The organism is Cellvibrio sp., from assembly GCF_039207905.1.
Lineage (GTDB): Bacteria > Pseudomonadota > Gammaproteobacteria > Pseudomonadales > Cellvibrionaceae > Cellvibrio.
The window spans coordinates 86,908-111,228 of sequence record NZ_JBCECX010000017.1; the positions used below are offsets into that span (position 1 = coordinate 86,908).

At 45.6% G+C, this 24,321-nt stretch carries 20 protein-coding genes; 10 read left to right on the forward strand and 10 right to left on the reverse strand.

Annotated features, from left to right (window positions below; all coding sequences use genetic code 11):
• Window positions 1-3 precede the first annotated feature (3 nt).
• The 10 genes from AAGC78_RS12170 to AAGC78_RS12215 all read left to right on the forward strand — a co-directional run bounded on the left by AAGC78_RS12170 (window position 4) and on the right by AAGC78_RS12215 (window position 10,615).
• Window positions 4-372 (forward strand): YggL family protein, encoded by a 369-nt coding sequence (locus AAGC78_RS12170; RefSeq protein WP_435784352.1) that lies wholly within the window; start codon window positions 4-6, stop codon window positions 370-372.
• 403 nt (window positions 373-775) lie between these two features.
• Window positions 776-1,543, forward strand: a complete 768-nt coding sequence (locus tag AAGC78_RS12175) for a GntR family transcriptional regulator (protein WP_435784353.1) — start codon at window positions 776-778, stop codon at window positions 1,541-1,543.
• The gene (locus AAGC78_RS12180) at window positions 1,543-3,285 is read left to right on the forward strand and encodes a fumarate reductase/succinate dehydrogenase flavoprotein subunit (RefSeq protein ID WP_435784354.1); all 1,743 of its coding nucleotides are present in this window, start codon (window positions 1,543-1,545) and stop codon (window positions 3,283-3,285) included. The genes AAGC78_RS12175 and AAGC78_RS12180 overlap by 1 nt, the downstream gene beginning before the upstream one ends.
• 10 nt (window positions 3,286-3,295) lie before the next feature.
• Window positions 3,296-3,541 carry a 4Fe-4S dicluster domain-containing protein gene (locus tag AAGC78_RS12185; RefSeq protein WP_435784355.1) on the forward strand — a complete coding sequence of 82 codons (246 nt, stop codon included), beginning with the start codon at window positions 3,296-3,298 and terminating at the stop codon, window positions 3,539-3,541.
• Window positions 3,542-3,664: 123 nt separating this feature from the next.
• Window positions 3,665-5,086, forward strand: a complete 1,422-nt coding sequence (locus AAGC78_RS12190; RefSeq protein ID WP_435784356.1) for an ABC transporter substrate-binding protein — start codon at window positions 3,665-3,667, stop codon at window positions 5,084-5,086.
• 10 nt (window positions 5,087-5,096) lie between these two features.
• The gene (locus AAGC78_RS12195; RefSeq protein ID WP_435784357.1) at window positions 5,097-5,906 is read left to right on the forward strand and encodes an ABC transporter permease; all 810 of its coding nucleotides are present in this window, start codon (window positions 5,097-5,099) and stop codon (window positions 5,904-5,906) included.
• Window positions 5,903-6,781 (forward strand): ABC transporter ATP-binding protein, encoded by an 879-nt coding sequence (locus tag AAGC78_RS12200; protein WP_435784358.1) that lies wholly within the window; start codon window positions 5,903-5,905, stop codon window positions 6,779-6,781. Before AAGC78_RS12195 ends, AAGC78_RS12200 begins: the two co-directional genes overlap by 4 nt.
• A 37-nt stretch (window positions 6,782-6,818) precedes the next feature.
• Window positions 6,819-7,784 (forward strand): HEAT repeat domain-containing protein, encoded by a 966-nt coding sequence (locus AAGC78_RS12205; RefSeq protein ID WP_435784359.1) that lies wholly within the window; start codon window positions 6,819-6,821, stop codon window positions 7,782-7,784.
• Between the two features lie 9 nt (window positions 7,785-7,793).
• Window positions 7,794-8,081 (forward strand): DUF971 domain-containing protein, encoded by a 288-nt coding sequence (locus AAGC78_RS12210; protein ID WP_435784360.1) that lies wholly within the window; start codon window positions 7,794-7,796, stop codon window positions 8,079-8,081.
• A gap of 461 nt (window positions 8,082-8,542) precedes the next feature.
• Window positions 8,543-10,615: a methyl-accepting chemotaxis protein gene (locus AAGC78_RS12215; RefSeq protein WP_435784361.1), complete on the forward strand. Its 2,073-nt coding sequence runs from the start codon at window positions 8,543-8,545 to the stop codon at window positions 10,613-10,615.
• A 106-nt stretch (window positions 10,616-10,721) separates the two neighbouring features.
• Here AAGC78_RS12215 and AAGC78_RS12220 read toward each other — a convergent pair whose 3' ends face one another.
• The 10 genes from AAGC78_RS12220 to AAGC78_RS12265 all read right to left on the reverse strand — a co-directional run bounded on the left by AAGC78_RS12220 (window position 10,722) and on the right by AAGC78_RS12265 (window position 23,954).
• A complete protein-coding gene (locus AAGC78_RS12220; RefSeq protein ID WP_435784362.1) occupies window positions 10,722-12,257 on the reverse strand; it encodes a glycosyl hydrolase family 18 protein in 1,536 nt (511 codons plus the stop codon).
• A gap of 533 nt (window positions 12,258-12,790) precedes the next feature.
• Complete coding sequence (locus tag AAGC78_RS12225; RefSeq protein WP_435784363.1) at window positions 12,791-14,776, reverse strand: carbohydrate-binding protein; 1,986 nt, start codon at window positions 14,774-14,776, stop codon at window positions 12,791-12,793.
• Window positions 14,777-15,057: 281 nt separating this feature from the next.
• Window positions 15,058-16,575 (reverse strand): carbohydrate-binding protein, encoded by a 1,518-nt coding sequence (locus tag AAGC78_RS12230; protein ID WP_435784364.1) that lies wholly within the window; start codon window positions 16,573-16,575, stop codon window positions 15,058-15,060.
• Between the two features lie 255 nt (window positions 16,576-16,830).
• Window positions 16,831-18,402, reverse strand: a complete 1,572-nt coding sequence (locus AAGC78_RS12235; protein WP_435784365.1) for a hypothetical protein — start codon at window positions 18,400-18,402, stop codon at window positions 16,831-16,833.
• A gap of 486 nt (window positions 18,403-18,888) precedes the next feature.
• On the reverse strand, window positions 18,889-19,188 hold the full coding sequence (locus AAGC78_RS12240; RefSeq protein WP_435784366.1) for a hypothetical protein: 300 nt from the start codon (window positions 19,186-19,188) through the stop codon (window positions 18,889-18,891).
• Between the two features lie 37 nt (window positions 19,189-19,225).
• On the reverse strand, window positions 19,226-19,672 hold the full coding sequence (locus AAGC78_RS12245) for an SRPBCC family protein (protein ID WP_435784367.1): 447 nt from the start codon (window positions 19,670-19,672) through the stop codon (window positions 19,226-19,228).
• A gap of 94 nt (window positions 19,673-19,766) precedes the next feature.
• Window positions 19,767-20,525, reverse strand: a complete 759-nt coding sequence (locus AAGC78_RS12250; RefSeq protein ID WP_435784368.1) for an SIMPL domain-containing protein — start codon at window positions 20,523-20,525, stop codon at window positions 19,767-19,769.
• A gap of 206 nt (window positions 20,526-20,731) precedes the next feature.
• Entirely contained in the window at window positions 20,732-21,124 is a 393-nt protein-coding gene (locus tag AAGC78_RS12255; RefSeq protein WP_435784369.1) for a VOC family protein, read from the reverse strand.
• Window positions 21,125-21,288: 164 nt separating this feature from the next.
• Complete coding sequence (locus tag AAGC78_RS12260) at window positions 21,289-21,930, reverse strand: DUF6928 family protein (RefSeq protein ID WP_435784370.1); 642 nt, start codon at window positions 21,928-21,930, stop codon at window positions 21,289-21,291.
• A gap of 245 nt (window positions 21,931-22,175) precedes the next feature.
• The gene (locus tag AAGC78_RS12265; protein ID WP_435784371.1) at window positions 22,176-23,954 is read right to left on the reverse strand and encodes a cellulase family glycosylhydrolase; all 1,779 of its coding nucleotides are present in this window, start codon (window positions 23,952-23,954) and stop codon (window positions 22,176-22,178) included.
• Window positions 23,955-24,321: the final 367 nt, after the last annotated feature.

The following is a 24,321-nucleotide window of genomic DNA, read 5'->3' on the forward strand; positions in this document are numbered from 1 at the left end:
CCCATGACCGCAACAAACAACGCAAACACCAAAAAAGCCCCGCAACGCAGTAAACGTTTGCGTAAGAAATTATTCCAGGACGAGTTCGCCACTTTCGGCTTTGAACTGGAATGCGAATTCAAAAGCGATCTGACTGACGAAACCGTTAGCCAATTCGTCGATAGCTTTTTTATCGATGCGATCAACGCCGAAAACCTCGCATTTGGCGGCGGCTTGTCCAGCAAGCGTCTGTCCGGCTTCGTCGGCTCAAACAAGCGCTACGGCTCTGCCACTGAAGAAGACAAAGCAAAACTCCTTACTTGGCTCAAAGCACAACCACAAGTTGCCAATGTAGAGCTGGGTGAAATTATTGATGCGAATTACTACATCTAATAATCGCTAGCCCAATCCGCACAATAAAAAATCCCGCGCCGCAAGGTGCGGGATTTTTCTTTTTGGGAGATTAGAACGATAAAAATGACAGCAACCTGAAAAATTAACCGCTATTCATAAAAATAATTTAACCATGATGATGATTACACCGCACCAAAGGTGTTTAAAAATGAACATCTATCGCTTATCGCAACTAGCTGATCTTCCTGGCCTCACACCTCAAACTGTTTTTAATTCAACACTCAAAGTGTTTAATATCAAACACACCTCATCATAGAGTTATATCGATATAAATTTTAAGTATTTTCCCTGTTCAAAATCTCATTTATATACTCGCCGCAACTTGTCATAACAAGTAGTAATGAGTTGACGATAGCAAGCCATATAAATAGCAGAGCTTTGGATGAATAAAAAAACTTCACCGCTAATTCCTTTTGCGCCAGTACCGCTTTACAACCAGCTGAAAGAATTATTGCGTGCACAAATTTTAGATGGCACCTACCCGCCCGAATCGCGGATGCCATCGGAAAGCGAATTGGGCGATAGATTCCACGTTAGTCGTATCACTGTGCGTCAGGCGCTGGGCGATCTACAAAAGGAAGGTTTGATTTTTAAAATCCACGGCAAAGGCACTTACGTTGCAAAACCGAAAGCATTTCAAAACGTTAGTAAATTGCAGGGATTGGCGGAGTCTTTATCACAACTGGGTTACGAGGTTATCAACCAATTAATCAGTGTGAAATTAATCAAGGCCAATAGCCGCATCGCCGAACGCTTGCAATTACATGAAGGCGACAAGGTAACTGAAATAAAACGGGTACGTTTGATTAACCGCGAACCAATTTCGCTGGAAATCTCTTATGTGTTGCCAGATATCGGTGAAAAATTGCAAAAAGCGGATTTAATTACGCGCGATATTTTTCTGATTCTGGAAAACGATTTGCAACTCAACCTCGGTCACGCCGACCTTGCGATTGATGCCGTGCTCGCCGACAGCGAATTAACCAAGGCACTATCAGTCGAAGAAGGCTCGCCCATTATGCGCATTGAGCGGCTGACGCACACTGCCGATGGCAAGCCAATTGATTTTGAATTTTTATATTACCGTGGCGATGCATTCCAGTATCGCTTCAGGATTGATCGCCAACACAACGACGGCGGGAGCAGATAATGACGAGCTGGGACAACATCAACACCATCGAGCGGGAATACGACATAGTTGTGGTAGGCGGCGGCACCGCTGGCCCAATGGCCGCTATCAAGGCCAAAGAAAAAAATCCGGCATTAAAAATTTTATTGCTGGATAAAGCCAACGTGAAACGCTCCGGCGCCATTAGCATGGGGATGGACGGATTGAATAATGCCGTTATTCCCGGCCACGCAACACCAGAGCAATACACCAAGGAAATCACTATCGCCAACGACGGTATTGTCAATCAGGCAGCGGTTTATGCCTATGCAAAAAACAGTTTCGCTACGATTGAGCAATTGGATCGTTGGGGCGTGAAATTTGAGAAAGATGAAACCGGTGATTACGCAGTAAAAAAAGTACATCACATGGGCTCTTACGTTTTGCCTATGCCTGAAGGTCATGACATTAAAAAAGTGCTTTATCGTCAGTTAAAGCGCGCAAAAATTTCGATCACCAATCGCATCGTTAGCACACGCTTATTAACCGATGCCGATGGAGCGGTGAATGGTGTATTAGGTTTTGATTGCCGCACCGCCGACTTCCATGTGATTCGCGCAAAAGCCGTTATTTTATGTTGCGGCGCTGCGGGCAGATTAGGTTTACCCGCGTCCGGCTATTTAATGGGGACCTATGAAAACCCAACCAATGCTGGCGATGGTTATGCGATGGCGTATCACGCCGGGGCAGAGCTAGCGAATTTGGAATGTTTCCAAATCAATCCGTTGATTAAAGATTACAACGGCCCTGCTTGTGCTTATGTCACGGGTCCGCTCGGTGGTTACACCGCCAACAATAAAGGTGAACGCTTTATTGAATGCGATTACTGGAGCGGACAAATGATGTGGGAGTTTTATCAGGAGCTGGAAGGCGGTAATGGTCCGGTATTTTTAAAACTGGATCACCTCGCGGAAGAAACTATCCAGAATATTGAAACGATTTTGCATAGCAATGAGCGCCCAAGCCGTGGTCAATTCCATGCGAATCGCGGTACTGATTACCGCGAAAAAATGGTGGAAATGCACATTTCGGAAATTGGTTTTTGCTCCGGCCACAGTGCTTCCGGTGTGTGGGTGAATGAGCATGCAGAGACATCGGTTAAAGGTTTGTATTCTGCCGGTGACATGGCTGCAGTGCCGCACAATTATATGTTGGGTGCATTTACCTACGGCTGGTTTGCCGGTGTTAATGCAGCGGATTACGTAGCAGAGCGTGAATATACCGCTACTAATGCCGAACAAATTGAAAAAGAAAAGCAACGCGTGTATGCGCCGCTGTTACGTGAGGATGGTTTGCCTCCTGCACAAGTCGAATACAAATTGCGCCGCTTTGTGAACGATTATTTGCAACCGCCAAAAGTGACCAAAAAAATGGAAATTGGTTTGGAACGATTTGCGATGATTGAACAGGACATCGAGCAAATCAAGGCCAACAATCCACATGAATTAATGCGCGCAATGGAAGTCAGTGTGATCCGCGATTGTGCCGAGATGGCCGCACGTGCATCGCTGTTTCGCACCGAAAGTCGTTGGGGTTTGTATCACTACCGGGTCGATTACCCAAAACGCAATGACAATGAATGGTTCTATCACTGCCATTTAAAGAAAGATGCACAAGGCAAGATGTTTAGTTTCAAGCGCGAGGTAGAGCCCTACCTGATCCACTTGAATGCGCAAGAAGAAGTTGCCTATCAAGGTTTGCGTTTAAAAGTTGCCAACAGCTAGGAGAATATTCATGGCCCAGCAACAACAAAGTATTTTTTTTCGCAGCAATGCACCGGTTACTGTCGATGAAGAAAAATGTATCGCCCACAAAGGTTGCACCGTGTGCGTGGAGGTATGCCCAATGGATTTATTGGCTATTCATCCGGAAACCAATAAAGCGTTTATGCAGTTTGACGAATGCTGGTATTGCATGCCCTGCGAAACCGATTGCCCTACCGGAGCAGTAAAAGTGGAAATCCCCTATTTGCTGCGTTGATATTCATAAGGATTATTTTGCTACCTGAGTTCACCCTCAGATGCCAATCAATAAAAACCTCTCGTTGCCTACCTCCACCCGAGGCGAAAACGATAACCAGCTAGATACCAGAGAGGAACGATTATGCGTTTTACCAACCGATTAGCCCTGGCGATTTCATTAGCCGCTTCATTTACTTTCGCCAGCATTAGCGCAAGTGCGGAAACCATTCGTATTGCATTGGGAACACAAGACACCACCATCAACTGCGCCACCGGTGGCTTGTTGATTCGCGAATTAAAGCTATTGGAAAAATATTTACCAAAAGACGGTAAATACAAAGATGCAAAATATGAAATTGAATGGAAAAATTTTACCAGCGGTGCACCACTAACCAATGAAATGGTCGCGGGGAAACTCGACTTTGGTGCAATGGCCGACTTCCCCGGTTCCTTTAACGGTGTAGCCCATGAAGCTGCCGGCAAGCGCAGCATTTTTATCAGTGTGCTCTCAGGCAGCATTAAAGGCAGTGGTAATGGCATAGTGGTGCCCGCTGCATCGCCCGTGCAATCACTTGCAGAATTAAAAGGAAAAACTATTTCTGTACCCTTCGCGTCTACCTCGCACGGCATGTTGCTCCGCGCAGTAAAAGCGCAAGGATGGGATTTGGATAAAGATGTACGCATTATTGCGCAAGCACCGGAAATTGCCGGTTCCGCATTAAAAAGCAATCGTATTGATGCACACGCCGATTTTGTTCCATTCGCCGAATTATTTCCGAATCGCGGTTTTGCACGCAAAATTTATGATGGATCGCAAGCTAACGCGCCGACTTACCACGGTACTTTGGTAGATGAAGCTTACGCAAAAAAATATCCCGAAATTGTTGTGGCTTATTTGCGCGCTGCGATTGAAGCAGACAGTTTGATTGCCGCTGAACCGGAAAAATACAGTGAATTGATTGAAAAATTAACCGGCATTGAAGCTGAAGTAAATTACCTTTTCCATGGCCCACTCGGATTACAAACTCGTGACCTGACCTGGAAGCCGGAATATCGACAGGCAACAGCTACTGCAATTGAGACACTGAAATTGCTAAAACGCACTGATAGAGGATTAGATGTAAAAACCTTTATTAACGACACCTACGTGCGCGAAGCTTTTAAACAAGCCGGTCGTAATTACGATACAGCGCTAAAAGATTATGCACCGTTGCCACTCAATGCCAAAGACGCAGTCAGCGGAAAACCCATTACCGATTTCAAACACCTCGCGCAAATTTGGGTGCGCGGCGAACCGCTGGTACGTCATTACACATCATTCAAAGATGCGTTAGCTGAGCTGCAAAAACTGGAAGAAGCAGGCACGGATATCCGCGCGATTTATGCCCAGGCATCAGACAGCGGAATTAAATTGCTCGCCAATCAGGCATGGTTTGTTCAAGGCAACAACGGCCAGCTGGATGCATTCCTGTTAAAAGAACAAGCTGAAACTTTTGCGAAACAAAACGGCGGCAAGGCATTGGCATTCAGCGCATTGCGCGGACAAGCTATCGCATCACGTTGAGAACTTAACTATGGCCAGTTTAAAGAAAACCAATGCACTGCCCTCGCGCGTCACAACGGCGGGCATGCAATTAGGTTCTGTCACGGCTTGCGTATTGCTGTGGCATTTTGCATCCACATTGCGGATAGATTTGGGCATCATTACATTTTCCAATGTGCCCACGCCACAAGCCGTTGTCAGCGCTATTTGGCAACTACTGCAATCCAACGCACTGCTACCCCATTTGGGTAGCAGCCTCGCGCGGGTATTTAGTGGTTATACCATGGCAGCAATTGTCGGCGTTGCATTGGGACTGGTCATAGGGCGTTCACGCAAAGCAGAAAATTGGTTGATGCCACCATTGGAATTGTTGCGCCCTATTCCGGCCGTTGCCTGGATTCCGCTTGCGATACTAATGTTTCCCTCATCAGAAGCATCGATGATTTTTATCACTTTTACCGGCGCACTGTTTCCCATTTTATTAAACACAATTCACGGCGTCGAAGCAGTTGATCCACGTTTGATTGCATCATCGCGCAGCCTGGGTGCATCACCGCGTGCAATTTTACGTGAAGTGGTATTGCCCGGTGCACTGCCCAGTATTTTTACCGGACTTTCTATCGGTATGGGCACTTCGTGGTTTTGCCTTGTGACAGCAGAAATGATTTCAGGGCAATGGGGAATCGGCTATTACACCTGGTCTTCCTACGTGATCCAAAACTACGCCGATATAGTGGTGGGCATGCTGTTAATTGGTTTACTCGGTATGGGCAGCAGCTGGTTAATAAAACGTATTGGCGATTGGTTAACGCCCTGGTATCGACTACAAGGAAAATCATGATGACTATTTATGAAAGCCAATCGACAGACACAGGCGAAAGAAATCCCGCTGTTGCATTAGGGGAAATCAACGCTGAAAAATTATCTATTCGCCTTGGCACCGGTGCAAATGAATTTGAAGCGGTACAAGCGGTGGATTTTAATATCCAACCCGGTGAATTTGTGTGTTTACTCGGGCCGTCAGGCTGCGGAAAATCAACTTTATTGGGCGCACTCGCCGGCCATATTATTCCGGCAAATGGCCTGCTTGAAGTGGATGGAGAAATTATCAATGGGCCCTCACCGGAACGCGGCATGGTGTTCCAGCACCACACTTTGTTTCCCTGGTTGAATGTGGTGGACAATGTCGCTTTCGGTTTGAAAATGCGTGGTGTTAGTAAAGCAGAACGTCATGCGCAAGCATTGGAGATGCTGCAACAAGTTGGTTTGCAGGATGTTGCTACACGCTGGCCGAGCCAACTCTCGGGAGGTATGCAGCAACGCGTGGAAATTGCGCGCGTCTTAATTAATAAGCCACGCTTGTTATTAATGGATGAACCTTTCGGCGCGCTGGACGCACAAACGCGGATGAAGATGCAGCAGTTGTTACTCGATATCTGGGGCCGTATCCGCACCACGCTGGTATTCGTCACCCACGATATTGACGAAGCACTTTTTCTTGCGGATCGTATTTTAGTGATGAGCCCGCGCCCCGGCCGATTTATCGAAAACCTGCCGGTAAATTTTGCGCGCCCACGCCGCACTGAATTAGTGACAACGCCAGAATTTATGCAATTAAAACGTCACTGCCTGGATTTATTAAATCACGAAGAAGGCCGCCAGTTGCCACGGCTTTCGCCATTGGGGTTGCCGCCAGAAACACGCATCACCGCGTGATTGTTGAATTAATAGTTTACGAGAAGAATTGAAAAATATGACAACGCAACCGACTACCGATAACCCTGATATTTTAATTTTGCAATCACGCTTACAAGATACAGACGCGAGTACACGCCGTATCGCTCTGATTGAACTCGCTGACCTTGAAGACCCGGACGCACTACCTTGGCTCACTCACGCATTAACTGCGGATAGCAATGTAGATGTTCGCCGTGAAGCAGCTCGCTTGTTGGAAGGCTGGGAAGAAGCTGACGTTGTTGAAGCATTAAGCGCTGCACTGACTGATACAGATGAAACCGTTGGCGAAATTGCAGCGCAAAGTTTAAGCCAGTTAAAAACAGCAGAACTCGGCCATATTATTTTGCGCTGGGTGAATCACCAGAATGCCGAGGTGCGCAAACATGCATGGCGCGCACTGCGTGAGTTGCGTTTACCTGCATCTGCATCAGCGGCACTCACTGCGTTGCAAGATGAAAATGCCAATGTGCGCCGCGAAGCTGTTGGGGTTTTAGGTTGGCTAAAACATATAGATGCGCTACCTGAGCTTGCACGCCTTGCCAGTAATGATTCAGCAATTGAAGTGCGCCGCGCTGCGACCGGTGCATTGGGGTTGGCAAATAACGACAGCGTGCTACCCGCCCTGCGTAGCGCGTTGAATGACTCCGAATGGCAAGTGCGTGAAGAAGCCGCCAGTACACTTGGTAAATTGCGCCTGGCAGCCAGTGGCGATTATTTAATTACCGCACTTGCAGATTCTTACTGGCAGGTACGCCTGCAAGCAGTGCGCGCATTGGGGAAAGTGCGTTTTGTTCCCGCGACTAATGCGCTACTGGAATTGCTCGGCCACAGCATTAGTAATCTGCGTAAAGAAACTGCGCTGGCATTGGGTGAATTAGGCAATACTTCCGCACTACCGGCGCTGCGCGCTGCAGAAAATGACAGTGATCCGGAAGTGCGCAAAGCGGTACGGATCGCGCTGGCGCAATTGGATAAACATTGAGGTATTCGCATGCATAACACTGCGCCGCTATCGCTGAGCAATTCGCAATCACTACAACAGGTGGTAGTGACCTGGCCCAATAACGATGTGCAGATTATTAGCCACCAACACCTTCGCGGCGCCTGCCCCTGTGCCAAGTGCCGTGCAGCGCGTATTCAAGGACGAATCGCATTGATCGATGCCGATGTGAAATTAATCGCGATGAATCCAATGGGGTACGGATTGCAAATGGTGTTCAGCGATGGCCATGATCGCGGTATTTATCCTTGGAGTTACTTGTATGAATTGCAGCATTGATCATCAATGCTGCCACACACCGCTTAATAAAAAATCGAATTGAGCAAAATCAACACAACCGAAAAATATTCTCCTTCTTCACACTAATTCTCCCAATAATCCCTACAACAACATCACTACAGTTACCTCAATATCACTCCAGAAAAATCAAGCACCACCATAGCGCATGCGCACCAAAATAAATTCTACATTGCACCAATAGCGAGCACGCAAAATCAGGCTGTTCGTTGACCTCTGCTGTACCTCCGCTCTTGGCGCGCAAATGCGAACTGGCACACATTCTGCCTCACCCCTATTACAACAAATAAAAGTTACAACAAATAAAAGTTTTACCCCACTACAACTACTACAACTCTAGAAACAGGTGAAGAAGACCTATGCACTTACACAGTGACTCAATGCAATTGTCGCCCGCGGAGCGAGGCTGGTTAAATTGGTCAGGAAAAACAGGAAAAATCTCAATGAGCTGGGCCTGCTGGTTAAATCGCAACCGCTACCCGGCGATGGAACAAACCTTCGAAAGTATCGCTAATACCCGCATCAAACTCTTACAGCAATGGGTAAAACGGCAATGGACACAATTGGAGTCCTGCAAAAGCCAACTGCAATTACTCGATGATTCTGCCGAAAATATTTTGCGCAAATCCTGGCAAGCCATGGCGGATTGCACCGAATTATTCTTGGTTGATGAACATGGAGTAGTGATTTCATCTACTTACAATCAACGTATCGGCAAACAGGATTTGGATAGTCGCGCGGTTAACCAGGGTTTATCCAAACCTTTTCTACATGGCCCCTATAAAGACCCACAAACACTCGCCATAGGTAAACGCAGCTCGGCCTTTCACGACCAAGTGACACTGATGTTTTATTTACCGCTCGACTTTAGTTCAAATAGCGGTAATGCAAATGACAAAGGTTGTTTGTGCGCACGCATCCCGAATGATGTACTGGGTGATTTAATCCAACGTGAAGCCGGGCATATTTTTAGCGAGTCCGGTGATAACTATCTCTTTATGGTGAAATCTATTTTTGATCCTGCCATTAAAAGCGGAACCGCTTTATCGCGTTCACGTTTTGAGGATGATGCATTTACCCACGGCGAAAATTTAAAATCCGGTGTGCACACGGATTGGGGGGTAGTCAAAATCCAACAGCACACTGAATTTGAAATTCGTTTTACTGATCCTGCAACAAACGAGTTGCACCCCGGTGTGCGCGAAACCATTCGCAAAGGTAGCAATTTATTTGTCACCTATCCGGGCTACTCGGATTACCGCCATATCCCCGTAGTGGGAAAAGGTATCACTTTTAATTTGCAAGGTTCACCCGACACTTGGGGCATGATGTGTGAAGCGGATTTGGAAGAAGTGTATCGCCACCGCTCTATCAGTTTTAAATTTATGAATATTTATACTGCCTGTGTTGGCAGCGCATTTTTATTAAATGCCGGCTTGCACGAGTTTACCGATTGGTCGCATGCACTGATTAATTCATTTACGCTACTCACACTGATTATTGGTGCGCGTATATTCCAGCAACGCGCGCCACGCCGTTTGGAACGACGCTTGGGGAAAATGACCGAAGTTATCCATGCGATTGCCGAAGGCGGCGGCAATTTGCAACAGCGTTTGGATACTCGCAAACTCGCTAATGATGAAACCGGTGATCTCGGAAAATGGACTAACAGCTTCATCGATAATCTTGATCATATCGTAGGTGAAGTTATTCGCGCCGCCGATGAAGTAATGAAAAACAGCGATACGTTACTCAAGCGCAATACTGAAGCAAACCAATCATCTACTCATGTTTCCAATTCCATGGAAAAAATGTTGGAGCTGATGCACAACCAATTGCAAGAGATTAGCAATGCATCCGGCACCGCTAGCGATATGAAGAAAGTAATGGAAAATGTAGTCGAGCAAGCGCGCAGCCAATTTGAATCGGTGCGCACCGGTACGCAAAGTATTCGCGATGTAGTAGAAACCTCGGCACGCACTATCCATACCTTGAATAATCGCACAGCTGAAATTGGTAACATGGTTTCCTTGATCAGCGATATCACCAGCCAAACCAATTTGCTTGCACTTAACGCAGCAATTGAAGCCGCCCGCGCGGGTGAACATGGTAGAGGCTTCTCGGTAGTCGCCGAAGAAGTGCGTAATCTCGCAAGCAGAACTGCTGTTGTTGCACAAGAGATTGGGCAAAAAATTGAAGCGATTCGCGAGGAATCGCAAACAGCGGCTAACTATATGGAAACCAGTGTGGCCGATGTAGATCGCGGTTTGCGATTAGCGGAAGAAGCCTCGACCGATAATTCGCAGTTGCATCAAATCGTAGAGCGCATGTTCGACATCATTCATCACATCGACAGTAACAGCCAACAACACGGCCATCACGTGCGCGAAGTTGCCAGTGCAAGTCACACGATGAATAAAGTCGTGCGCGCACTACACACCAGCTCAGATAGATTAAAAAATACCGCGACGAAGCTTCACCAATTAGCAGGTGTATTTCAGGTTACATCGCGGTAAAAAAAGTATCCAATGTGTCTCGCCCTAAATAAATTTTTAGGGTGAGACACACTCATGAGTACATCATCATTACAACAATCTTATTAAAAACTAAAATCTATTTTTCTTAATTACAATTTCCCAAAACAGTCCACGCGGTTGATGGGCCATTGTGGTAATCAGGATCAGAACCTTGGGTCCACCATTTATTCACATACTTAACGCCTTTGTATTGCACTTCAGTGGGTGTTGCATAAACAGTCTCACGAACCCAAGTCGGTAAACCAGCGCATGAGCCAGTTCCTGCAACCGAGCTACTGGAACGGCTAGAACCAATTGAACTACTTGATTTGCTCGATCCAATAGAGCTGCTGGAACTAATCACACTGCTGCTCGAGCGAATGGAACTGCTTGCACTTGAGGGCTTACTGCTTGTACTTGATGGATTGCTGCTTGCACTGGACGTGTTAGTGGTACCGATTAATTCTCTGGCAACAGCGGTGAGCAATGGTTGTACTGGCGGTTTGTTGTAACCAATGTTGGTGTTGTCCTGAGTAATTTCCCAAATCATTGCACCGGCTAAACCATTGGCCTTGATGTAATCTGCTTTTGCCGTCAGTGCTTGATCATCATCATAACTAACAATACCGCAACCAGATTTCTTTTTAAGATAAGGTACACGTGCACTCGCATCCCAAACTCTATCCCAGGCTCCGCTGTTGATGTATTCATTAATTGCCGTGTAAGTAAGCGGGCTACCACCCTCTTTTGGCGTTGCATTTAATTGGCAATTAAAAAATTCACGCCCATAAAATGCCAAGCCCATTACAATTCTGTTAGCCGGAACATTGGTAACAACAGCTGGATAAATTTCTCCGGTCACAGGATCAACGGATTGCGGGCGTCCATCGCGAATATTGATAATGCCCTTATCAACAGTGAGATAGCGATTGCAAATCGCCTGGTTAGCATCAAAATCGCCACAAAATAGTGGTGCATTGTGTGAAGCATGTTGTGAGTAAGACCACTCACCTGAATAGTCGTAAGTCATTACGCCCATCCAATCCATGGTTTGATTTAACACGGTAAAATCTAACCAATTGGCGTACCACAAACTTGAATGAAGATCGATCGACATTTCCAGTTTTTTGCCAAGCTCAGCTTCCAATCCATCGAATGCAGCGCGCACCTCAAGCAACAGGGCTGCAAAGTTTTCTTTATCGTAATTCTTGCCATCTGCACCTGGATACTCCCAGTCAAAATTTACGCCGTCATAATTGTAGGTGCGCATCCACGTGACCAGATTATTCACAAAATTGGCACGATAAGCCGGATTCGCCGCCATAGCACTGAAACCACCAGACTGGCTGCCACCGCCCATCATGACAATAAATCTCACTCCATTTGCATGCGCACGTGCCACCAGCGCAGGGTTGTGGAAGGAACCGTTCGAAGTACCAATCGAACCGCCCTCACCCGGAAAAGCAAAACCGTAAATCAAATGCGTGAGCTTATCGAACTGTATTGCCTCCTGTTTGAGTACGTAATCCTTCTCGTAGGGATAAAACCCGGCGACAATTTTTTTATCGTATTGGATTAATGCGAGCGCGTTGCAAGAAATCAACACAGACAACACAAGCAATGCCTTTTTAAACATTTTCATGTAAGCCTCCTAGGCCAAAATTTTTAACCCTCGTTCCAACACACAAAACGGATAGGTTAGGTGATTGAAAGGCGCCAGCTAACTGCCCCGCTTTCAGCTTGACCAAAAGCTTACAGCTCGCACATTTATGTCAACCGAGCCTGGAAAAGGTTTTTTGAGAACGATTATTTCCAGTCAAGGTTGCGGAGTGGAATAAATCATCGGGTCATTTTTTTTACAATTGCACAACCTAAAGTCAAACCTAAAGGCAAGAAAGTCGAACATCACTAATTCACCGTTCAAATTGGAAAATAATTTAAACGACAGTAACATGAAGGGAGTTTTGTGCACTATGGATTGTGGTTTTCATCGAAATACACGAAAAGAAAAAACGTTGAGGGTAAAAAAAACCATCATTCCCGCCAAGGAATGATGGTCTTCGATAACAAAACCAAGATGTTATTGCTGGCGCCTTGCTAATGATCCAACAACTTCTATCTTGCCGTTAAGCTGAATCATTACTGAGATACGATTGATTACTTAAATACTATTGATTACTGGGACACGATGCGGAACCAATTGATATTCCAGCCACCTGTTTTTGCAAATACACCCAGATTATAAGTACCTGCGTTGATAAACACTGTATGGGAAACGGTAGTCCAGTTTTGCCAGCCGCCGGTATTGGGAATCTCACGCTCTCCCAATACTGTTGCACCACCATTTAAATCCACCGACAAACGGCCACCACTATTTGGACTAGCGACACGGTATTCGATAGTGTAATTGCCGGATGCTGGAATGGTGATGGAGTTGTAAGCCATCCAATCACCAGTTTCAATCCAACCAACGTTTTGGCCACCACCAGTATCAGAGGTAGCTTCAACACCAACACCGGACATAGATGAATAAGCTTCAGCCTGCTTCTGCACATTCAATGTGGGATTGCTGGTAGTGACAGGTACCAATTCCCACTCGGATGACGCCTGCACTTCATTTTGCCACTGCTCTACATAAGCACCGGAGTTTGCGCTATTGCCTGCTACCTTAATTGCTTTGCTACTGTGCGTTGCAATCAGCTGATAGTAAGAACCAGCTTTAGCTGCGATAAAACTTTGGTTAGCCGAACCAAGATACTCCCACAAATGCACCGTGGCTCCATTTGCGGTTGAGATAGCATCTATATCCAGCGCCTTGCCACTGACAACACCGCGAATAATATAAACACCTTCGCCTTGATGAGAAAATTCAAATTGCTGCGCGGCACTGCCGTTATAAGTCCATTGACGAATGCGAGCACCGTTATTGGTATCGCCATTCATGACGTCCAGATACAAGCCGCTATTGCGATTACGCAACATATAACGACCGGTCAAACTGGTATCACCGTTGGGGCGAACTTGTAACGAAGTTACAGAATCGTTAAAACCTTTGCTTACCAGACAGCTATCATTTGCAGTCACAGTAATCTGAGCGCCGGTGAAATTATTATCTTTAAATAAAATTGCTTTATAGCCAGGTAATAATTTTAACGATGACATATCGTCGTTAACGACACCAAAACTTTGCAATTGCGCCAAAGCATGATTACCAGTGGGAATGTTGGCTGAAGCACCTTTGTAGTCGCAATCTTTATAAGATGTCAGTGGTGCAGTAGCAGTGGGCGCAGATGCAAAAACAAAATCCGTTTTCGCTTTATTGTATTGTGCTTCCCACTCCGCTGGCCAACCAAATGCGTTAGTAGCGAGTGGTTTTAAATCCACGCCCGCTGCACCGCTCCAAAAATGCACGAACTCGCCCCAATTCATAGAACGTGAATAGCTATTGCCATTTTTTGGAAAGTGTTGTGCCAGCAACTCAAAGTAACGATTTAATACTTTATTGCCACCGTATTGCGAATAAATGGGATAGAACCAATCGCGGAACCAATAAGTGCCCGCGCGCGGAAAACTGTCTTGCTTGGTGATTAAATCGTTGTAGGTGCTTTGCGCTACGCTGGTCATGCCCAGATTGACATACACATCGTAATTAAAAATTTCCGCCCATTTACTATCGCCCCACAAACCAAACGCAGGCGATCCATGAACACCTTTTGAACCCAGCTCAACGATGTGGGAAATTTCGTGCGCGATGACATCGATATTCCAACCGGCTTGGCTGTGCCAATCACCCGCTTGGCCGATATCAATTACATTGCGATAATCGTGGTGCGCATCCCACCAAGTTGATGGGTGGCCGCCACCGTATTTGTACGCATGAAATATGGCATAGAGATGCGGCTTGCCACCAAAATCGCCATAGGTTCTTTTGGTGTAGCGCCAGACATCGCCAGCGAATTTATTCATCCAGGTGATATTACGATCCACATCATTATCGTAATACACGGCAATGTCTGCATCGAGAAATACGCGGTTTACTACTTGGTTATGTTCAAACCAATGCTCCTGCCACATCAGTGGAGGAGCTTCCTGTGCGTGAGCGATGGGGCTTGCCAATGCTGTCACCAGTGCCGCGATTTTAAAAATCCTTTGTTTAATCATCTCAATTGAGCCTCTTGGGTTTTAATAGTTGTGAATTTCAAAATAGATAACCGCCATTGATTTCACTCGTGTTTTTTCATCAGCCATACATGGCGATTTATTTGTATAACTGTGATTTTTATTGATTATTGTTATGAAATACTGATTTTTGTGCAGAGAAAATCCGCTCGATTGATGTTATTCATTCGAGCAGATAAAAAATTATCAGGGGAAATTTCCGCGCGAGCGAAATGCAATTACACTTCGCCCGCTGGAAATAGTTGAATTACTGAGTGTTTTTGTTATTGGTAAACGCGCACGTAATCCACATACATACGCTGTGGGAATACGCTGCCTGCATCCGGGCTGCCTGGCCAGTTTCCGCCTACAGCAACGTTCAGCAGCAAGAAGAATGGGCTATCAAATACCCAAGCGCCATAACCTTGTACTTGCGCGCGAGTAACAGAATAGAACTGAACATTATCGCGGAACCAGCGAATGCCGTTTGCATCCCACTCCACTGCATACACGTGATAATTCACATCCACATATTCACCCAAGTTGTGAGTGCCCATAAATGGTGTGTTGCCTGAGTAGCCTGGGCCGTGCAATGCGCCGTGCGTGGTAGTGGGTTCATAACCGACGTGCTCCATAATGTCGATCTCGCCAGATTGCGGCCAACCTATGGAGTTAATGTTGTTACCCAGCATCCAGAATGCAGGCCAAATACCTTGTGTTTGTGGCAATTTCAAACGCGCTTCAACACGGCCATGGGTAAAGGTTTTCTTATTCTGCGAGATCATACGAGTTGAAGTGTATTCGCAGCGACCGTACCAACAATTGTAATTGGCAGGATTATCGCGGCGCGCTTCAAGTACCAACACATTACTGCCAACTTGATTATCGTATTGGATAAATGCATTTTGACCGCCAGTGTAATACTGCCGCTCGTTATTACCCCATCCACCGCCGCCGGTTTCAAAAGTCCAGTTAGCGGTGTTGATGCTGTTGAACTCATCTGCGAATACCAATGGGCGAGTAGTTGATGCTGCACGCACAATCACCGAAGTAACGTTATCGTTAAAACCTTCGTTGTTCAGGCAATCATCATCGCCAGTTACCACGCGTGAAGCACCAGTGAAGTTGTCGTTTTGGTAGAGTACCGCTTCGTATCCTGCAGCGACGCGCAGCGATGACATATCGTTATCAACAAAACCACGCGCTTGCAACGCAGCTAAATTATACGAGCCCACATCCAAACCAACTGACCAACCAGTGTAAGGGCAATGTTGGAACACAGTGACTTTTGCGTTGCTTGAACCATTGGCAACTACTTCAATCCAGTTGAAATTCCAATCTGCTGTTTGTGCAAATACACCAAGGGCGTAAGTGCCCGCATTTAAATTCACAGTGCGCGACACTGTTGTCCAGGTTTGCCAGCCGCCGGTTGCGGGAATAACAAAATTGCCCAGAGGAATTGCGCCACCATTTAAATCGACAGAAGCGGTTGCACCATTTGGCGCTGCGACACGCATGCGAATGGTGTAGCTACCGGTTGTTGGAATATTTAATCCGTTGTAGGTAAGCCACTCGCCCTGCGCAATCCAGCCGACGTTGTAGCCACCTCCGGTATCGGTAGTTGCTTCAATATCCACTGCATCGCCACGAAAAACACCGCCACTATTGCCCGGTGTTGTATCGTAAAATGCATTGTAATTTTCTGCTTGATAAACCACAGCATTAGCTAAGGATGCCATACCTGCGCAGGCAAATAGCGTCGCCGTTAATAGCTGGCGAGCCAGGGACGTTTTATTATTCATAATCGATTCCTTATAGATATGTGAAGGATTCAGAATGTGTATGAGAAGCTCATACGTTTTTTTAATTTTGTTCTCTCGAATTATTTAGCAAATTCCATTTTTTTAATTATTGATCCAGTTAGTATTTCCCTCTCAGTAAAAAACCTGTGCGACAACAATCGCACAGGCTGTTTTTATGTTTCCTTTAAAGAAAACTTTCCTTTAAGTTTCTTCCCTTAAATTAATTCCTTTAAAAATCGCTCCTTTGATAATTGATTAACGCGGGCAATAGAAAGTGACCTCGTAACTTAAATTGGTCGCTGCCGGACAACTGGATAGCCCTACCCCATCGTCATACGCATAAGCGTAGGTATCGCAATGAGAGTGAACCATGTTGCGATATTTGGTGCGGTCAGCCGGACCAGCCATACACTGCTCGGGAGAAATTGGCGGTGTTGGGCAGGTGTACATTTGCGCTTGCGCATCAGCCGGATTGTAGATCGGTGTGCTTGATGGCCAATTTCTGTAAGTAAGTTTTGCAGCAGGCGAATAGCAACCTGCTTGCGCACCGGTCACAGGATTAGTCGCAATTAAATTCACATTGGCGAGCGCAGGGAAGCGACCGTCGGTGCTCAGGTTTTCGTTGGTCGGGCAATCCGAAATACGAATAGTTGAACAATCAATCACGCCGCCTGGTGGACCACCGGGACCAAATACTGGCGCAGGTTGTGGACCAACCGGACAATTACCTTTCACGATCACTTTCATCGGTGCGGTGTAACCATCCACAAAACTATTGTTCCACCAATCGCCGCGGCCTAATGGCGTACCAGGTGCCGAAGGATTTTGTACGCACTGCGCATCGTTCACGCCGGGGATACAACCGAAAGACGCTTCAAATTTGGAATCGATTGGCGGTGCACATCCACCTGCTGGGCAAGTGAAGCCCAAGTTTGCAGGCCCACCGCTCGCACCTACACGGCAGTTATGGCCGTTTGCATCGCAACCAAAACCAGGCCAGAAACGCATACTCGGCAAACCTTTGTCGGGAATGTCGTATTCGATAGAACTACCGAGGCCAGCGAGACGATGACGATTTGGCCCGTTGAAACTAATACCAGGCGCCGTTAACCATTGCACCCACATAGGGTCGCCGCAACCATTGATAATTTTCAGGCGCTTGTGTGTACCGTTCGCAGTGCCCGGTGTACCGGGATTAGTGGTGCTGGTTGCACGCACAACAATCGAACTGGCCGCATCATTAAAATTATCGTTAACGAGGCAATCATCATTGGCATTTTTGGTGATCACAGTCCCACCAAAATTATCGTGCTGGTAAAGCAGAATTTCGTAACCGCTATTCACCTGCACCGACGAAACATCATCGTTACGCACACCCAGTGCTTGCAGTTGCGACAGCGTATAAGTTCCCACACCCAAACCAACGGCAGTACCGCCATAACTACAGTGCTGGTAAACCCGCGCTACACCGCCGGGTTGCGGATTGGTGGTGCCGGTCAGGGTGAATTGCACCCAAGCTGTATCGTTTGCACCGCCGGTGTTGTTGCCAATCGTGTAGAAATAACGAATCACCGAATTAGTTGCTGCGGTGATGGTGTACTCATGATTAGTACCGCTAGCCGTCATGCGAATATTCTGCTGGTTCGCACCATTGATTGTGTAATGCACATCAGCCCAGGGAGCAGCTGTCACATAAAACTTGACGCTGGTCGCTGATAACACCGTATGGCCGGAAGCAGCCAAAGCCGATTGCACAGAAAAAAGGGATACTAATAAACACCACCACATCAGCATCCTGGAGTTAAGCGTCGGAATTTTTCTTAACATAATTTTCTCCAGATAATGACTCGCCATGGCATGGGTAAATTACTCACACCGGGGGATTGGATCAGATGATTAAAACGAAAAAGTGCCAGCGCTATAGCAAGTTAATTGAGAGTGCCTTTGTTATTGTTGTGAATTCCGCTGTTGCACCGGAACGAGTATAAAAAAATGCGAATAAAACTCAAATAATCAAACGAAGCAAAAAAGCCGTTATAAATCAGCGAATAGCCGCTGCGACTATAAGCGGGGGAAAGTCGAACCTATCCACCACAGGTTCCCACTTTATTTTCGTTAATCTGAAACAGCTTTTTGATGATCTCGCTAATTAGCGTTACAAAAACTGTTAACCGAGCCACATTGCTTGAGGATTTGGGTAACAGTTTTACGCTGCAAATGGAGGGAGGTAGAGCGATACGTCAATTGACGAAAAATGTGAAACAGTCCTTGTACCATGTTGCAACTTCCTTAAATTGGCACAGCGAAAAAGAACTACTTATTCAGCTTTATCGCATAAACGAGGTAAATCACTGCCGCCACGACCGGAAGCAGATACCACCAATAGACCTGCAAATTACTTCCACCACGGTAGTAATGATTAATCACTACACCGGCGCTGATGAAGCACAACAGTGGTAACGCATATATGGAGACATTCAGAACGAGCGAGTGAAGTGGCCCAACGGAGCCATTATTCATAATCCCGGCAGCCGAAAACGCCACCAGCATAAACAAAAACCCAGCCAAAAATAACTGGGCAACAGAACCAACGATTATCCATGTTAGGGACATGTATTTTCCTTGTCTAAGGTTAAAGGGATAGCAAACGTTAATCAGGAATCTCCGGTTCCACCAACTTCGCCAAATACTCCAGCGATTCTTGCCAACCAAGATAACAAGCCTCAACAGGAATTACAGCTGGTATACCCTCCTCTTTAATCTTAACGTCTACGCCACAGGAGACAGGCGTTATCTCCACTGTCGTGCGCATTTCACCCGACAAATTAGGATCATCAAATTTAGTGGCATAAGATACCCGCTCATTTGGGATCAACTCGATATACGTACCTCCAAATGAAAAGCTATTTCCAGTAGTGAAATTGGTAAATGACATCTTGTAAGAACCACCAACCTTCACATCCATATGATGTACTTTGGCAGTAAATCCGCAAGGTGGAAGCCAGCGCGCATAAGCGTCAGCATCAGTGAAAGCGCGGTACAGTTTTTCTGGTGTAGTGCGGAGGACGCGGTGAAAATGGACGCTATTGGTAGTCATATTAAATCTCCTATAAGTGTAAAAGTCGCTGAACAACCGTATCGCGGCAATTTATAGTCGAGTGACCAATCTACATTTCGACACTGGACTCAAATTATTTAATTTTAAAGATAACACTTACCGACGTAGACAAATCAATCGATTTTGGTACAAACATATTTGCGCTTCCTGAATCAGCTATAAAATCAATTGCTGGTGGAGGCACAAAATCTGGCGAAGCATTTACACTACCGGGATAAACTCCAAAAACTGCATTCAAAGAAGCAAAGTAGCGCCCTTGAGTTACTGCATACACTGACCCCAGTTTTACTCCCATACCATCAGCCAAATCATGGGCTTTGCTTTTAGCGTTTGCTGTCGCCTGCTGAACAAGACTTCGACCAAGCTCAACTTCGTTTGATACACTGAATTCGGAGCGTACACCTTGAATGTTTTGCGTACTAAGCAATTGATCTACTAACGGGGAATAAAGCGCAATATTGTTTATCTCAATAGTAAAATGCTGCGAAACCTCATAACCGATAATTTTAAGATCATTATAATTATCATCACGCTCACGCTTGGCATTCTTATTGTATTCCATCGATGTAATGTGATTGTTTTCGATGCCCAATTTATTAGCCAATGCAACAATAGCTTGCCCACGCTTAACCACTGTCGATGATGCTTCTATTGGATCTTTGCTGAACTCAAAAATACTAAAGGAAACTTTAGCCACATCTGGCTTTACTTTTATTTCTGCTCTCCCATCTACCATTAAAAATGGAAAATCTGGAAATTTTTCAGCTGTTGAACCAGCGCTTAATAACAAACCTATAATTACAAAAAATATACGTTGAAGTTTCAGATTCATTTTTAGGCTCCTCAATAGAGCATTGATTATTAACGAATAACTGATTATCCACCTTCAGGATCAGCGATCTACAGAGATGGGCAGTTAACTACCCTCTCAGTCAAAATCATAGGAGCTAGATCATGAAAGGCGCATATCTTTTGTGTATAAATTTTAACGCGGTTTGATTAACCCTTGGCGAATGACTGGATCGAGCTTACAGACGCTTAACTATAAGAATCCCGTCCAAACTCAATCAAACAAAACCCATGCCCAAACGGATCAGAAAATGTTATGCATTTCGATTCGCGCCATTCGCTGCATTCTGCTTCAATCGTTGCACCAGCACTAACGGCACGTTCGGTGGCTTGCCAGATATCATCGACGACCACGTCAAAATGAATCGGAGTCCAATGTCTTTCATAGTGGCGGGTTGCAGTGGAATATTTTGAGCAGGTTGAACCTTCGTCTTTTTTGAGAAGATAGATAGTTGATGAGGCACCTGTTAGTTCTGCCACATCGTCATCCAGCATACGGTTCAGTTTCAGGCCGAATGCGTTTGAGTAAAAACCTATAGCAGGTTCTAAATCAGGAACGTCTATATTAATTAATAAATTCATCAGTTTCTCCTTCTTGTTCGTCAGGGCAATCTCCTTATTGACCATCAATATCAAACATTAAATCCAACCAATCCGCGCAACACAATAAAAAAGGGCGGCAAAAGCCACCCTTGGAACAATTTAAAGCAGGCGATACCGGATAGTGCTGCAACGAGCTACAGCTATTACCAAATTTTCCACCAACTTCTTTTATGAAAGCTATGCATTGCTATGCTCTCAGGATCGACCTTATTAAGTGAGGTTAAACCTTCGTATTGGTAACCCATTAAATGCAATAGGACACTTTCTCCAAAATCTAATGGATGAAAAGCAAGAGGATAAGAATCTTCTTCATCATCAGGATCAACTGCAGGGTGCTTATTGTTCCAATAATCCTCTTCGAAAGACAGATGGGCACCTATGTCTTCGATTATACCTGAGTCAGGCGAGAGGCTAAGAGATCGGATTAAACTTCCACTTTCCCACACCGCAAAAGCAAACCAGTCCACCCCACTGTGCATTGCAAAAACATAGGTGTATTTATAACTTTCAAAATTTACAAAATTGCGCGGAATTTTAGAGGGGTTGTCAATTGCGACATCATAAGTTGCCACAATTAATACCTCGCCAAGATCAGCAATCTGCACATAGCTATTGTCTGGACATGTAGAAGCCAAGTTTCCATTTTCAATTTCGTCGTACTTTTCACCAGGAAATAAAACACTTAGTATTTTCGAGTTTCTCTCCGAGTTTAATTTTGGTTCTCTGCTCCAAACTAACGGCACATTACCATTTGAATAAACAATCATCCAAGTTTTCGCGCCCATATAAAAAACTCCAATAGTATTTCTGCCAGTTAGTTTTACAACGCCGTCCTATATCAATGCATCATTGAGCATAGGCTGTAATTTATCATCCCTATATTTCATCGACCACCTTTACAGATCAAAGAGACAAAAGCAACCGCTACCGGATTAAACAAGGAAACCTTGATGGCAAAGCAAAAAAAGGGAGCCAATTGGCTCCCGAAGATAGCGTTAATCGATGAACGATTTAGCTAGAGAAGTTTTGCTTAATTCTTCAGCTGCAATGACAGCAAGTTATAACCACCAGCTTTAGCATGGATACGGATTTTATTGGTGCCTTGTTGCAATTTCACATTGGCAAGCGGTGTTGACAGCCATTTATCGGACTGGGCAACGGGCGCATCAACTGCGAGGGTTTCATTATTAACACTCACGCCTATGCGACCAGTCGCTACTGCCGAGTTGGCTTCAGCAGATAACTTGTACACGCCTGCTTTATCTACCTCGACGGTGTATTCAGTCCACTCGCCAGTTTCGATGCTATCGATAAAATGGGATTTTTTCGCTGCATCGAATGCGATATCAACGCCTTCGTTACGATAGGTTGTACCGCGATTCCACGGAGTACGCTGACCGCCAGTAGAGACATGATAGTTGGCGTAGTCTTTATCGAAATAGGCGTAGCCGCTGCGGCCCATATCGTAATCAACTGCTGCAACAGTGCCACCCGATTTACTAATGCGATGCTCCTTAAACGGAAGATTTAAGGTGGAGTGTGGCTGGCGGAACATTGCATCGATAACTTCCGGGTGTTGGATATTGTTGGCAAAATTAATATCGTGATTGGCCAATTGCATTAGCGCTTTCTTTGCTTCTATTGCAGATGGCTTTTCACCTTTGCCATTCCAGTAATCCACTAACGCGAGATAACCCGCATTGGGTTTTACTTCCAACGGATTATTGAAACCAAGTTTTTTGAGCGGCCACCATGCCCAACCTATACCCTGCGATTCCACTAACCCAATTGCATCGGCAAACCAGACGTTTGAATTCTCGCCCGACTCACCTAACCAAATGGGGATATTGTATTTTTGGCGCAGCTCAAGATGAGTCTTGATATCGCCAAGGGTATTGTTGTTCCAATACTTGTGGAAACTCAGCGCCATGTTGCTGTCCCACTGGGGCAACACACCGGCGTAATTATTCCCCCAGCAATTGCCTTCGATGATAATCAAGTGCTTGGTGTCTACTGAACGAATCGCCTTGGTTACATCCACCATCAATTTTTTAAGCGGTTCATTTTTGGTTTCTTTACAACCATTTTTGTCTGCGACATTTTCAAACCCCCAGTTGGGTTCGTTGATAATGTCGTAGGCACCGACAGCAGGTTCATTCGCATAGCGTTGCGCAAGTTTGCGCCACAGCTCAATCATCTTTTGCTGATTGGCTTCGCTCTGCCAAAGCGAAGGTGTATTTGGATCGCGGTCAGAAATAGCAAAGTCATTGCCCTGCCCACCCGGTGCCGCATGCAAGTCCAGAATCACATACATGTTATTGGCTTTGGCCCAGGCAACCAGCTGGTCAGTCATGGCAAAACCTTGTTCCAGCCAAGTGTTCTGACCTTTTACCGGCTCTTGCTCAATCGGCAAGGTATAAAGGTTGTAGTGCATTGGCAGGCGTACAGAATTAAAGCCCCACTTCGCCATCGCATCTATATCGGCTTTAGTCGTGTGATTAGCGAGCCAGGCGTTGTAAAACTCTTGTGTCGCTTCAGCGCCGATCAACTCTTGAATTTTTGCGCGCATCACATGCTGCTGACCGAGATTGCCAAGCTTGAGCATGTAGCCTTCCTGCAACATCCAGCCGCCTAGCCCCATACCACGCAGCAGGACTTTTTCACCTTGCTCGTTCACTATGTATTGGCCATCCGCACGTAAATATCCCAGGGAATTCGCCAATGCGGAATTCATCAGCAGGATGCTGGACAACCCCAGACAGAGAGATGCAGCGAGTTTTTTTATCTTTACAGACTTTTTTGTTGTCACAGAATAGATACCTCTTATTAGTCTTCTGATTAAACAGCGATAAAGCCAACCCCTGACTTTATCCTGATTCGCCGAAATACTAGTAGAGGCATAGCGAAAGAGCGTTCGAGTAAAGAGTGGAGTCGTTCGAGAGCTTCCCATATTCACCAGGGGATAAGTGGGAAACACAGCCGACAAGAAAGATTTATTAAGCAACTCAACAACTTAGAATTTTTTAACCAAAGTGTTAGTCGATGTAAAGTTATGTTGCCCAAATTTAATTAGTCTGATTTATCTTTGTAGTTACATCATTTTCTGTCACAAACAGGATATGCGTACTACTATGGAAATAACTGACAGATAGGAGAAATTCGTCATTTTTGTATTA

Excerpts from the sequence above, each read along its gene's own strand:
- AAGC78_RS12170 (WP_435784352.1), top strand. The coding sequence starts at position 4 with ATGACCGCAACAAACAACGCAAACACCAAAAAAGCCCCGCAACGCAGT.
- AAGC78_RS12175 (WP_435784353.1), top strand. The coding sequence starts at position 776 with ATGAATAAAAAAACTTCACCGCTAATTCCTTTTGCGCCAGTACCGCTT.
- AAGC78_RS12180 (WP_435784354.1), top strand. The coding sequence starts at position 1,543 with ATGACGAGCTGGGACAACATCAACACCATCGAGCGGGAATACGACATA.
- AAGC78_RS12185 (WP_435784355.1), top strand. The coding sequence starts at position 3,296 with ATGGCCCAGCAACAACAAAGTATTTTTTTTCGCAGCAATGCACCGGTT.
- AAGC78_RS12190 (WP_435784356.1), top strand. The coding sequence starts at position 3,665 with ATGCGTTTTACCAACCGATTAGCCCTGGCGATTTCATTAGCCGCTTCA.
- AAGC78_RS12195 (WP_435784357.1), top strand. The coding sequence starts at position 5,097 with ATGGCCAGTTTAAAGAAAACCAATGCACTGCCCTCGCGCGTCACAACG.
- AAGC78_RS12200 (WP_435784358.1), top strand. The coding sequence starts at position 5,903 with ATGATGACTATTTATGAAAGCCAATCGACAGACACAGGCGAAAGAAAT.
- AAGC78_RS12205 (WP_435784359.1), top strand. The coding sequence starts at position 6,819 with ATGACAACGCAACCGACTACCGATAACCCTGATATTTTAATTTTGCAA.
- AAGC78_RS12210 (WP_435784360.1), top strand. The coding sequence starts at position 7,794 with ATGCATAACACTGCGCCGCTATCGCTGAGCAATTCGCAATCACTACAA.
- AAGC78_RS12215 (WP_435784361.1), top strand. The coding sequence starts at position 8,543 with ATGAGCTGGGCCTGCTGGTTAAATCGCAACCGCTACCCGGCGATGGAA.
- AAGC78_RS12220 (WP_435784362.1), bottom strand. The coding sequence starts at position 12,257 with ATGAAAATGTTTAAAAAGGCATTGCTTGTGTTGTCTGTGTTGATTTCT.
- AAGC78_RS12225 (WP_435784363.1), bottom strand. The coding sequence starts at position 14,776 with ATGATTAAACAAAGGATTTTTAAAATCGCGGCACTGGTGACAGCATTG.
- AAGC78_RS12230 (WP_435784364.1), bottom strand. The coding sequence starts at position 16,575 with ATGAATAATAAAACGTCCCTGGCTCGCCAGCTATTAACGGCGACGCTA.
- AAGC78_RS12235 (WP_435784365.1), bottom strand. The coding sequence starts at position 18,402 with ATGTTAAGAAAAATTCCGACGCTTAACTCCAGGATGCTGATGTGGTGG.
- AAGC78_RS12240 (WP_435784366.1), bottom strand. The coding sequence starts at position 19,188 with ATGTCCCTAACATGGATAATCGTTGGTTCTGTTGCCCAGTTATTTTTG.
- AAGC78_RS12245 (WP_435784367.1), bottom strand. The coding sequence starts at position 19,672 with ATGACTACCAATAGCGTCCATTTTCACCGCGTCCTCCGCACTACACCA.
- AAGC78_RS12250 (WP_435784368.1), bottom strand. The coding sequence starts at position 20,525 with ATGAATCTGAAACTTCAACGTATATTTTTTGTAATTATAGGTTTGTTA.
- AAGC78_RS12255 (WP_435784369.1), bottom strand. The coding sequence starts at position 21,124 with ATGAATTTATTAATTAATATAGACGTTCCTGATTTAGAACCTGCTATA.
- AAGC78_RS12260 (WP_435784370.1), bottom strand. The coding sequence starts at position 21,930 with ATGGGCGCGAAAACTTGGATGATTGTTTATTCAAATGGTAATGTGCCG.